Below are 11,788 nucleotides of genomic sequence, written 5' to 3'. Positions count from 1 at the left end.
GATCTTGCCGAAGCCTCGGCGCGGGCGACGGGACGTCGACACAGCGCGTACCCCTCTCTGGTCGTGCCCTATACGTGCCCTAACTATGTCAGACTCTGGCAACCAGCGTCCATCTGTGTCGCTCGCCAAAAGCCTATCTGACCAGCACATATAGTCATTTTAATGCTGCCAGCCGATAGTGTCGTCCCGCCCCGGGAGACAGGTTCGAATCCTGCCGGGGGCGCAACGCCTGCCCAGACCTGCTCAGGGGTTGGTCGGCTTCCTGTCGCCCGTGTCTGCCGCTCCTTCCGGAGTCCGGCGAGCGGCCGTTCCACGGCCGCCCCCGTAGCCCAGCGGAATGCGCGGCGGACGGTCCACCAGGTCGACGACCAGGCCCCGTCGGGCCAGCAGTACCAGCACGCCCGCCACCACGAACGCCCCCGCGGCACACCACCAGGCGCTCCGGAAGCCGGCGGTGCCCACCAGCAGGCCGAAGCCGATCGGCCCCACTGCCCCGCCCGCGAACGCGCCCGCCTGCACGATCGCCGAGGCCCGAGCCGGGGCGTCGCGACCCACCCGGGCCACGGCATACAGGAACAGCCCGGGCCAGGACCAGCCGACGGCGAAGGCGGCGAACCCGAAGCCGACCACTGCCCACGGCAGCCCGCTGCTCACACCGAGCAGGCACCCGGCGCCGACGAACATCTGCACGGCGACCACGGGCAGGTTGGCGCCATGCCGACCGTCGGCCCGGTGTCCCAGCACGATCCGAACCACGATGGACGCGCCGGACCCGGCGGCGATCAGCAGCCCGGCCTGGCTCGGGGTCAACCCCGACCGGTCCGCCCACGAGGCCAGGTAGGCCCCCAAGAAGTTGGCGGCAGCGCTGGCGAACGTGATGCTCAGTCCCGCCACGAGCAGCGGACCCAGCGGTGCCCGGTCCTGCCCCTGAGCGACCCTGGCACCTCGCTGCCGGCGCGGCGAGCGGACCAGCAGCGCCACAGCCACGACGAGCAAGCCGCAGACGGCCGTCATCCCGAAGGAGAACCGCCAGCTGTAGATCCGGCCCACCGTGGGGACGGCCAGCCCCGCAAGCATGATCGCCAGGGGGACAGCCGCCTGCTTGACCCCGAAGCCCAACCCTCGGCGGTGCGCCGGAAGCGCCTGGGCCACGCTGAGGTTGGAGGAGACCTGGCAGGCCGCGTTGCCCAGCCCGAGCAGGAGCATGCAGAGCACCAGGGAGGTCCAGTCGTGCACGAGCAGCACCACCGCGGCGCCCCCGCCGGTCACCAGCAGCCCGGCCAGGACCAGCCCGGCCCGCGCGCCGATCCGGTCGATCAACCCACCGCCGGCCAGGGCGGCCGCTGCGGCAGCGGCGAAGAAGGCGCTGACCGCGACACCCAACCGGGTGAGGTCGAAGCCGAGCTCGGCGCGGACGAACACGGCTTGCGCGCCGATCAGGAACGGCGGGATCGCCCCCAACGCGGTCACCGCACCCGCCGCGCCCATCACACCGACGGTGCGGCGACGCGACCTGCGTGCCCCCGGGCTCTCGACCGCCACGACGCCCAGGCTACGCCAATCGGTGCAGCCGACCGGCCTTAGATCTCCGACTATCGGCCGATGCCCGCCGGATCCAGCTTTGCTTGACTGTCAGCCATGACCACGACCGATCAGAGGGCGCCCACCGACGGCACCGACATCGAGGTCCGGGGGCTCAGCAAGAAGTTCGGCGACTTCACGGCCGTCCAGGACCTCAGCTTCCGGGTCGAGCCGGGGCGGATCACCGGCTTCCTCGGCCCCAACGGCGCCGGCAAGACCACGACGCTGCGGATGCTGCTCGGGCTGATCCGGCCCAGCGACGGGGTGGGGCTGATCGGCGGACATGCGTATGCCGAGCTGCCCCGGCCGCTGGAGACCGTCGGCTCGGCGCTGGAGGCCACCAACTTCCACCCGGGCCGCACCGGCCGCGACCACCTGCGGGTGCTTGCCGCCACCCACCGCATCCCCGACTCCCGGGTGGACCACCTGCTGGAGCTGGTCGGCATCCCGGCGGCGGCGCGCAAGCGGGCGGGCGGCTACTCGATGGGTATGCGGCAGCGGCTCGGCCTGGCCGCGGCGCTGCTCGGCGAGCCGAAGGTGCTGCTGCTGGACGAGCCGGCCAACGGGCTGGACCCCGAGGGCATCCGATGGCTGCGCGGCTTCCTGCGCCACCTCGCGAGCGAAGGCACGACGATCCTGATCAGCTCACACCTGCTGACCGAGGTCGAGCAGACCGTCGACGACGTGGTGATCATCGCCAACGGGCACCTGGTGCGCCAGGGCAGCATCGATGAGCTGCACGGCGACCTTTCCACCCTGGTGCGCAGCGCCGACCCCTCGCGGCTGGCCTTGGCTCTGGAGACGGACGGCATACCTGCATTCCCCGCGGTCGAGCAAGGCGACAGTGCCCTGCAAGCGATGACCGGCGACCTGGTGGCGGTCGGTGAGAGCGCGCTACGGGCCGGCGTGGCCGTGCACGAGCTGCGCCCGCTGCGCACCGACCTGGAGCGGCTCTTCTTCGAGCTCACCGAGAACCCCGACAACCGCAACCGCAACCTGGAGCAGTCATGATCCCGCTCGTACGCGCCGAGGTGCTCAAGTACGTCAGCACCCGGACGTCGTGGGGCCTGACCCTGGGCATGTTCCTCACCGGGGCCGGCTTCGCCGCCCTGTTCGGCGGGCTGATCATCTACGGCGACATCCTCGACGGCATCAAGCTCGTCGATGTGGTGCCCGAGCTGACCCTGGCCCGCATCGTCTACACCGCCGGCATCCAGTTCGGCTACCTGCTGGCGCTGATCATCGGCATCCTGAGCATCGGCCAGGAGTTCCGGCACAAGACGATCAGCGGGACCTTCCTGGCCACCCCCAAGCGGGAGCGCGTCATCGGCGCCAAGGTCGTGGCACTGGTCGTCATCGCCGCGTTCAGCGGGCTGGTGCACGTGATCGGCGTCCTGATCGGGGGCGGGATCCTCCTGGCCACCGCCGACCTGCCGATCTACCCCGACCCCGCCCAGCTGACCAAGACCCTGCTGCTGATGCTGCTCGTGCTCGCCCTGTGGTCGCTGATGGGCCTGGGCATCGGGGTGCTGATCCCCAACCAGGTGGCGGCCCTGTCGATCGCCATCGCGTTCGCCTGGATCCTGGAGCCGTTGGCCGGCTTCTTCCTGACCTTCGCCGACTGGGGCGACCCGATCGCGCGGGTCCTGCCCAGCCAGGCGACCGCGGCGACCCTCGATGTGTTCACCGGCACCGACGCCGAGCTGACCCAGGCCCTGGGCGGAGCCGCCGACCCCCTTGCCTGGTGGCTGGCCGCGCTGGTCCTGCTGGCCTACGCCGCCGTGATGGCGACACTGGGCCTGGTGCGCACCCGCAGCCGCGACATCACCTGACCCGATTCCGGCAACGGGGCCTTCGAAGGGATAGTGTGGAAGCGCACGTTTCCCGCTCGATGATGTGAGGAAGAGGCGTACCCGCCGTGGCCACGCAACAGACCAGCAACGACAACCCGCTCGCGGACTTCGGGGCCAACGAATGGCTCGTCGAGGAGCACTACCAGCAGTACCTCGCCGACAAGTCCTCGGTGTCCGCCAAGTGGCAGCGATTCTTCGCCACCTACGAGCCCGGAGGGTCCTCGGGCAACGGCACCGCGCCGGCCAAGCCCCGGGAGACACCGTCCAAGGCCGACGCCGCCAAGGACGGCTCCGCCGCGCGGCCCTCGCCCGAGCCGAAGCAGACTACGGCGACTCCCGCGAAGGAGACCGCAGCCGCCGAGGCGGACGAGAGCGACCCCAAGCAGACCAAGGGGTCGGGCGAGTCCTCCCCGACCCCGCGCGACGCCCCCGCGCGCAAGAGCTCCAAGCCGCAGGAGGAGTCCCGCAGCACGCCGCTGCGCGGCGCAACCGCCCGGGTGGTCACCAACATGGAGGCGAGCCTGTCGGTCCCCACGGCGACCAGCGTCCGCTCGCTGCCGGCCAAGCTGCTCATCGACAACCGCACCGTCATCAACAACCACCTCTCCCGCAGTCGCGGCGGCAAGGTGTCCTTCACCCACCTCATCGACTACGCCATGATCAAGGCGGTCAAGGCGATGCCGGAGATGAACAACGGCTTCGCGGAGGAGTGTGGCAAGCCGGTGCTCGTCCAGCCGGCGCACACCAACCTGGGGATCGCGATCGACGTGCCGAAGTCCGACGGCAGCCGGCAGCTGCTGGTCCCGAGTGTCAAGAGCGCCGAGACCTTGGACTTCCACAGCTTCTGGGCGGCCTACGAGGAGCTCATCCGCAAGGCTCGCGGGGGCAAGCTGACCATTGAGGACTTCCAGGGCACCACGATCACGCTGACCAACCCCGGTGGCATCGGCACGGTGCACTCGGTGCCCCGACTGATGCAGGGTCAGGGCACCATCATCGGCGTCGGGGCGCTGGACTACCCGGCCGAGTGGCAGGGCGCCAGCCCCCAGCGGATCACCGACAACGCCGTCAGCAAGATCCTCAGCCTGACCTCGACATACGACCACCGCATCATCCAGGGCGCCCAGTCCGGGGAGTTCCTCAAGGTGATGCACGAGCTCCTGCTGGGTGGTCACGGGTTCTACGACGAGGTCTTCACCTCGCTGCGCATCCCCTACGAGCCGATCCGCTGGGCGCCCGACGTCTCGGCCTCCCACATGGACGACGTCTCCAAGTCCTCCCGCGTGCAGGAGCTGATCCACGCCTACCGGGTCCGCGGCCACCTGATGGCCGACACCGACCCGCTGGAGTACCGGCAGCGCTGGCACTACGACCTGGACGTCACCAACCACGGCCTGACCCTGTGGGACCTGGACCGCGACTTCGCCACCGGTGGCTTCGGGGGTGTGCCGCGGCTGACCCTGCGCAAGATCTTGGGCATCCTGCGCGACTCCTACTGCCGCACCGTCGGCATCGAGTACATGCACATTCAGGACCCCGACCAGCGGGCCTGGATCCAGCGCCGCGTGGAGGTCCCCTACGAGAAGGCCTCCCCCACCGAGCAGCTGCGGATCCTGCGGCGGCTCAACGCCGCCGAGGCCTTCGAGACCTTCCTGCAGACCAAGTTCGTCGGTCAGAAGCGGTTCAGCCTGGAAGGTGGGGAGTCGGTCATCGCCTTGATGGACAAGATCCTCAACCAGGCCGCCGACGACGACCTCGACGAGGTGTGCATCGGTATGCCGCACCGCGGCCGGCTCAACGTCCTGGCCAACCTGGCCGGCAAGTCCTACGGCCAGATCTTCCGGGAGTTCGAGGGCAAGCAGGACCCCCGGTCGGTGCAGGGCTCCGGCGACGTGAAGTACCACCTGGGCACCGAGGGCGAGTTCCGGGCCGAGTCGGGCAAACAGACCTCGGTCTACCTCGCCGCCAACCCTTCGCACCTGGAGGCGGTCAACCCCGTGCTGGAGGGCGTGGTCCGGGCCAAGCAGGACCGGCTCAACAAGCCCGGTGACACCTTCACCGTGCTGCCCGTGCTGATGCACGGTGACGCGGCCTTCGCCGGCCAGGGGGTCGTCGCCGAGACCCTCAACCTGTCCCAGCTGCGCGGCTACCGCACCGGCGGCACCGTGCACATCGTGGTCAACAACCAGGTGGGCTTCACCACCAGCCCCATGCAGTCCCGCTCCTCGGTCTACTGCACCGACGTGGCCCGGATGGTCCAGGCCCCGATCTTCCACGTCAACGGCGATGACCCCGAGGCCTGCGTGCGCGTCGCCGAGCTCGCCTACGACTTCCGCAAGGAGTTCAGCAAGGACGTCGTCATCGACCTGGTCTGCTACCGGCGCCGCGGGCACAACGAGGGCGACGACCCCTCGATGACGCAGCCGCTGATGTATGACCTGATCGAGTCCAAGCGCTCCGTGCGCAAGCTCTACACCGAGGCCCTGATCGGTCGTGGCGACATCTCCGTCGAGGAGGCCGAGGACGCGCTGCGCGACTACCAGCGCCAGCTCGAGCAGGTGTTCACCGAGACCAAGGCCGCGCTGAAGGGGCAGGACGGGCAGCAGGGCCTGGAGCGGCCCCAGGCGCAGCAGGACGACGAGTCGGCCGGCCACCGGGAGGTGGTCAGCGCCATCGAGCCCCGCACCCTCAAGCACATCGGCGACTCGTTCACCCAGACCCCCGACGGCTTCACGGTGCACCCCAAGCTCGCCCAGCTGATGTCCAAGCGACAGGAGATGAGCCGCGAGGGCGGGATCGACTGGGCCCTCGGTGAGCTGATCGCCATCGGCTCGCTGCTGTTGGAGGGGACACCGGTGCGGCTGGCCGGCCAGGACTCGCGGCGTGGCACCTTCGTGCAGCGGCACGCGGTGCTGACCGACAAGCGCACGGCGACCGAGTGGGGTCCGTTGATGCACCTGAGCGAGGACCAGGCCAAGTTCTGGCTCTACGACTCGCTGCTCAGCGAGTACGCCGCGATGGGCTTCGAGTACGGCTACTCGGTCGAGCGCCCGGACGCCCTGGTGATGTGGGAGGCCCAGTTCGGCGACTTCGTCAACGGAGCCCAGACGATCATGGACGAGTTCATCTCCTCCTCGCACCAGAAGTGGGACCAGCGCTCCTCCGTGGTGCTGCTGCTCCCGCACGGCTACGAGGGCCAGGGGCCCGACCACTCCTCCGCCCGCATCGAGCGCTTCCTGCAGATGTGCGCCGAGGACAACATGACCGTCGCCTACCCCTCCACCCCGGCCTCCTACTTCCACTTGCTGCGCCGGCAGGCCTACGACCGTCCGCGCAAGCCGCTGATCGTCTTCACACCGAAGGGGATGCTGCGGCTGAAGTCCGCGTCCAGCGCACCGGGCGACTTCACCTCCGGTGCTTTCCAGGCCGTCGTCCCCGACCGCGAGGTGCGTTCGGGCGACGTCGACCGGGTGCTGTTGGCCTCCAGCAAGCTCGTCCACGACCTGCGCGAGGAGCGGACCAAGCGCGAGGATGAGCGCACCGCCATCCTGGCCGTGGAGCAGCTCTACCCCACACCAGGCGCCCAGCTCGCCGAGGCGGTCCAGCCGTATGCCGACGCCGAGCTGGTGTGGGTGCAGAACGAGCCGGAGAACCAGGGTGCGTGGCCGTTCATGGCGCTCAACCTGCAGACCGCCCTGGCCGGGCACGGCGCGCACCGCTCGCTGCGGGTGGTCTCCCGGCCCGCGGCGGCCTCACCGGCCACCGGCTCGGCCAAGGTGCACGCCCTTCAACAGCAGGAGCTCATCGACACTGCATTCTCCCGCTGAGCATCCAGGCGGCTGTGCGATGACCGATCACCCCCCGTTGCCGGACGGCTGGAGCGCGGCCGAGCCGGACCGGCACGACGTCGAGGGCCTGGTGCGGTTGCTGCGCCGCCACGAGCAGCAGGCCCGTGGCTGGCCGGGCGCCGACAGCGAGAACGTCGCCGCCGAGGTCACCGGACGGGGAGCACGCACCCATACCCACCTGCTGGTCCGCGACGACCAGGCCCAGGCCCGGGCCTGGGTCAGCTGCCACGACCGGGCCAAGGGCCGCGTGCTGGTCGGCGTGACGGTGGACCCCGACCTCGACGACGACGTCGCCGACGTCGTCGCGCAGTTCTGCTTCACCCGGGCCCAAGGCCTCTCGTGCCAGATCGGGGCCGACCGGGGACTGTCCTCGACGCAGATGGACGCCGGTGCTTTCCGCGACGATCCACGGCTGCACGGGTGGCTGCGCCGAGCCGGGTTCGAGCACGTGCGCGACTGGTGGCAGATGTCGCGACCCGTCGAGGCCGCTGAGGCCACCGGCCTGCCCGAGCCCCGCGACGGGGTCCAGCTGCGGCGGGTGCGCCGGGACGACCAGGTGGGAATGCCGCACGAGCAGGACCTGCGGGACGTGCACTTCGTCCTCGAGGAGTCCTTCGCCGACCACTTCAACTCCTACCGGGAGACCTTCGAGGAGTTCGTGGACCGACTGCGGGAGGACCCCGGTCACCGCTGGGACCACTGGTGGCTGGCCACCGTGGACGGAGAGCCCGGCGGCGCCCTGGTCGCCACCACGATCACGGGTCGGCTGGACGCCGAGGGCGGTCCGCAGCCCGACGGATCCTACGTCGACTACATCGGCGTGCATCAGCGTGCGCGGGGTCGCGGGGTCGCCAAGTCCCTGCTGTATGCCGTGATCGCCGATGCGGCCGCCCGCGGCCGCAACCGGGTCGGGCTGGAGGTCGACGGCGACTCACCCACCGGGGCGGACGGCCTCTACACCGCGCTGGGGTGGCGCACGGCCTACGTCACCGAGTCGTGGCACAAGGACGTCCAGGTCGGGGCCCCGTCCTGACGCGACGACGGTCGTGGCGGCGTTAGGGTCAGAGGTGCAACCCCCGACCGAAAGGCACCATCCGTGACGTCCGTCTCCGCCCGACCCTCCGTGGAGTTCACCCCCAGCGCCGACTTCCGCGTCGGCGATGGGCCCCGGGACATCGGCATCTGCTTCGTCGGCGACGACTTCGTCGCCGGCTACGGAGACCCCAAGGCCCTGGGCTGGGTCAGCCGGGTGGTCGGTCGCACGCACAGTCGCGACACCGATCTGACCGCATACAACCTCGGGCTCCGCGGCGACTCCAGCGCGGATGTGATGCAGCGTTGGCGCACCGAGTGCCCGCCGCGCTGGGCACACCGCAGCGAGCGTCGCCTCGTCGTCGGGGTCGGCGTGGCAGACCTGGCCACGGGTCTGACCACGGCACGCTCCCGGCTCAACCTGGCCAACGTGCTCGACGAGGCCGCCACCGGCGGCATCGCCGCCTTCGTCGTCGGTCCCGCACCCTGCCTGGATGCAGAGACCAACGGTCGCGTCAAGGCGTTGTCCGACGCCCAGGCCGACGTCTGCGCCCGCCGCGGCATCCCCTTCGTCGACTGCTTCAACCCGTTGCGCACCCACGAGCAGTGGCGGTCAGACCTCAACGCCGGGGATGGCGTCCATCCGGGGCAGGCAGGCTACGGTCTGATTGCGTGGCTGGTGCTGCACCACGGCTGGCAGCGCTGGCTTCAGCTCGAGGGCTGAGCTCCCGGCGGACACCGCAGACCGTCCAGCCACGCTTGAGCCTGCTCGTAGGCCGTGTCGGCAGCCTCCGGTGGCCGTACACTCACGCGCCCGTCGGCCCGCGGATAGCTCCCCAGGAACAGCACTTGCGCGCACGTGCGGTGCAGCCCGGTCAGCACCTCGGCCATCCGTGGCTCGGACACGTGGGCATCGGCGTCGATGGCAAAGCAGTACTGCCCCAGGGCCTCGCCGGTCGGCCTGGACTCCAGCCGGCTGAGGTCGACACCGCGCACGGCGAACTGCTCCAGCAGCGCCAGCAGCGCACCGGGATGGTTGTGCCGGATGAAGGCCACCAGGGTCGTCGTGTCGGCTCCCGTGGGGGGCGGAAGGCTGCCCGGCAGCTGCAGCTGGACGAACCGGGTCACCGCACCCGGACGGTCGGCGACGTCCGGGGCCAAGATCTGCAGACCGTGCCGCGTCGCCGCCAGCGGGGCCGCGATGGCCGCGTCGTAGGTGCCCGCAGCCACCCCTTCGGCGGCCCGTGCGGTCGAGGACTCCGGCAGGACGTCGCACAGGGGTAGCCGTCCGGCCAGCCACTGCCTGGTCTGAGCCTCCGCGTGCGGGTGGGTGGCCAGCCGCCGGAGCTGCGCCTCGGCGGTGCCCGGGCGCACCATCAGCGCGAACTGCACCGCCACGTGGACCTCACGCACGATGTGCAGGGCCGGGCCGTGGATGAGAGCGTCCAGGGTGGCCGAGACCGAGCCCTCGACAGAGTTCTCGAACGGCACCACGGCGCTGCGGGCGCGGCCCGACCGGACCGCATCCAGCGCGCCCTCCACCGAGGCGAAGGGTGCAGGGGAGCCCGTCGCCTCGGTGGCAGCGCCCCCCAGCTGGACCACCGCCTGCTCGGTGAACGTGCCGCTCGGACCGAGGTAGGCGATGTGCGGGGGGTCGGTGGGGGTCACGTCAAGAACTGTAGCCAGCCCGCGGCGCGCGCCTCAGTAGGCCCCGTGCGCCCCCGGCCGGACGACGACCTTGACGGTGCGCCACAGGATCATCAGATCCAGCCACGGCGTCCAGTTCTCCACGTAGTAGAGGTCGAGGCGCACGGACTCCTCCCAGGACAGGTCGCTGCGGCCGCTGATCTGCCACAGACCGGTCATCCCGGGCTTGACCTTGAGCCGCCGGTGCGTATCAGGGTCGTAGTCGGCGACCTCGCTGGGCAGCGGAGGCCGGGGCCCGACCAGACTCATGTCACCCCGCAGCACGTTGAGCAGCTGTGGCACCTCGTCGATGCTGTGCCGGCGCAGGAAGGCGCCCGCCTTGGTGACCCGCGGATCGGACTTGAGCTTGAACAGCGGCCCCGACCCCTCGTTGGCCTCCCGCAGCGCGGTCAGCTGCACCTCGGCGTCGACGACCATGGTGCGGAACTTCATCATCGCGAAGGGCCGGCCGCCGCGTCCGATGCGGGCCTGCCGGAAGAACGCGGGGCCGGGGTCACCGGTGCGCACCACGAGCGTCACGAGCAGGAGGGCAGGCAGCAGCACGAGCAGGCCGGCGCAGGCGGCCGTGCGGTCCAAGAGGTTCTTGAGCAGCAGGCGGGGTCCGGTGAAGACCGGTGCCTCCACGTGGAGCAGCGGCAGCCCCTGGATGGGCCGGGTCACGACCCGCGGCCCGGCCACATCCATGATCTCCGGGGCCACCACCAGCTGGATGTCGGTCTGCTCCAGCGACCAGCCGAGCTTGCGCAGACCCTGGCTGCCCAGGCCACTGGAGGAGGACACGGCGACCACGTCGACCCGCTGGTCCAGAGCCTGCAGGACGACGTCGCTCTCGGCGCCGAGCACAGTGACTCCTGCGACGGTCGCACCGACGGGCACGCCGTCGACGCAGGCCCCCACGACCTGGTAGCCCGCACCCGGGGTGCGGGCGAGCGCGACCACGAGGGCCTCGACGTGCCGGCGGTCACCGACCAGCAGCACCGCGTCGGTGAGCGAGCCCTGAGTGCGACGCGCCACCAGCCACTTGCGGGCCACCCATCGGGCCAGGACCAGGGTTGCGGTGCCGAGGGGGAAGGCCACCAGGATGTAGCCCCGGGCCACCGGGATGTCCGAGGCGTAGGACGCCAGCGCCATCAGCGCAATCAGCCAGACCGAGGCCTGGAACACCCGGCGGTACTCCTGGACACCGTGCCCGGCGTGGCGGACGTCGTAGGCGCCCTGGACATGCAACACGGTCGACCAGGCGAGCAGGACCCCACAGAAGACGAGGGTGTCATAGCCCCACGTGCCGAAGCCCCAGCCGCTGCTGCGCCCCCAGCGGTCGGCCACCGCCACGGTCAGCGCCACGATGAGCATGTCCTGGACGCGCAACCACGTCAGGTAGCCCCGCATGCCGTCCCGGCGCCGGGGGCGCGCAGCCGGCTTGCGCGGCTCGGCGACCGGGGGCACCGACTCAGGGATGAGCAACCCGGTCTGCTCGTCGAGGTAGCTGATCACGCTGGGAGCGCGCTCACCGGCCAACGTCACGACCGAACCCACCCATCACATGCATACATCGGTTGTCCCCTTGTCCCACTGTGGCTTGCCAACTCACGGTCGCGTCGGCCCATACTATCCATGAACTTGGTGTTCTTTACCAAATCTTGACCAACTGTAGAGCATGCTGAGGCGTTTGTCAGCCTGTTCCCAGCCCGCGGTGATCTCTGTGCCCGTCACCTGCCGGCCACCGTGCGGACACCTGTCGGCGGTGCACGCGACGTGGCACCATGT

At 70.4% G+C, this 11,788-nt stretch carries 8 protein-coding genes; 5 read left to right on the top strand and 3 right to left on the bottom strand.

The genetic code is table 11. The features are described from left to right. Nucleotides 1-243: 243 nt before the first annotated feature. Nucleotides 244-1,542, bottom strand: a complete 1,299-nt coding sequence (locus ACR2FV_RS09390; protein WP_434015429.1) for an MFS transporter — start codon at nucleotides 1,540-1,542, stop codon at nucleotides 244-246. Nucleotides 1,543-1,638: 96 nt separating this feature from the next. Here ACR2FV_RS09390 and ACR2FV_RS09385 point away from each other — a divergent pair, with 96 nt between their 5' ends. The 5 genes from ACR2FV_RS09385 (at nucleotide 1,639) to ACR2FV_RS09365 (ending at nucleotide 9,038) form a co-directional block, all read left to right on the top strand. Continuing rightward, the gene (locus ACR2FV_RS09385) at nucleotides 1,639-2,592 is read left to right on the top strand and encodes an ABC transporter ATP-binding protein (RefSeq protein WP_434015428.1); all 954 of its coding nucleotides are present in this window, start codon (nucleotides 1,639-1,641) and stop codon (nucleotides 2,590-2,592) included. Next, complete coding sequence (locus ACR2FV_RS09380) at nucleotides 2,589-3,413, top strand: ABC transporter permease (RefSeq protein WP_434015427.1); 825 nt, start codon at nucleotides 2,589-2,591, stop codon at nucleotides 3,411-3,413. Before ACR2FV_RS09385 ends, ACR2FV_RS09380 begins: the two co-directional genes overlap by 4 nt. An 86-nt stretch (nucleotides 3,414-3,499) precedes the next feature. Continuing rightward, nucleotides 3,500-7,261, top strand: coding sequence for a multifunctional oxoglutarate decarboxylase/oxoglutarate dehydrogenase thiamine pyrophosphate-binding subunit/dihydrolipoyllysine-residue succinyltransferase subunit (locus tag ACR2FV_RS09375; RefSeq protein WP_434015426.1), 3,762 nt, complete (start codon nucleotides 3,500-3,502; stop codon nucleotides 7,259-7,261). Nucleotides 7,262-7,280: 19 nt separating this feature from the next. Continuing rightward, nucleotides 7,281-8,315 carry a GNAT family N-acetyltransferase gene (locus ACR2FV_RS09370; protein ID WP_434015425.1) on the top strand — a complete coding sequence of 345 codons (1,035 nt, stop codon included), beginning with the start codon at nucleotides 7,281-7,283 and terminating at the stop codon, nucleotides 8,313-8,315. A gap of 63 nt (nucleotides 8,316-8,378) precedes the next feature. Next, nucleotides 8,379-9,038 (top strand): GDSL-type esterase/lipase family protein, encoded by a 660-nt coding sequence (locus ACR2FV_RS09365; protein WP_434015424.1) that lies wholly within the window; start codon nucleotides 8,379-8,381, stop codon nucleotides 9,036-9,038. On the opposite strand, the gene pheA is transcribed toward ACR2FV_RS09365, so the two are convergent. Both pheA and ACR2FV_RS09355 read right to left on the bottom strand, forming a co-directional pair. After that, nucleotides 9,023-9,982, bottom strand: a complete 960-nt coding sequence (gene pheA / locus ACR2FV_RS09360; protein ID WP_434015423.1) for a prephenate dehydratase — start codon at nucleotides 9,980-9,982, stop codon at nucleotides 9,023-9,025. The genes ACR2FV_RS09365 and pheA overlap by 16 nt on opposite strands. A 33-nt stretch (nucleotides 9,983-10,015) precedes the next feature. Then, complete coding sequence (locus ACR2FV_RS09355) at nucleotides 10,016-11,557, bottom strand: sugar transferase (RefSeq protein WP_434015422.1); 1,542 nt, start codon at nucleotides 11,555-11,557, stop codon at nucleotides 10,016-10,018. Between the last annotated feature and the right edge of the window lie 231 nt (nucleotides 11,558-11,788).

This window comes from Ornithinimicrobium sp. (assembly GCF_051004135.1).
Taxonomy (GTDB): domain Bacteria; phylum Actinomycetota; class Actinomycetes; order Actinomycetales; family Dermatophilaceae; genus Ornithinicoccus.
This window is presented reverse-complemented; position numbering and strand designations above follow the sequence as displayed.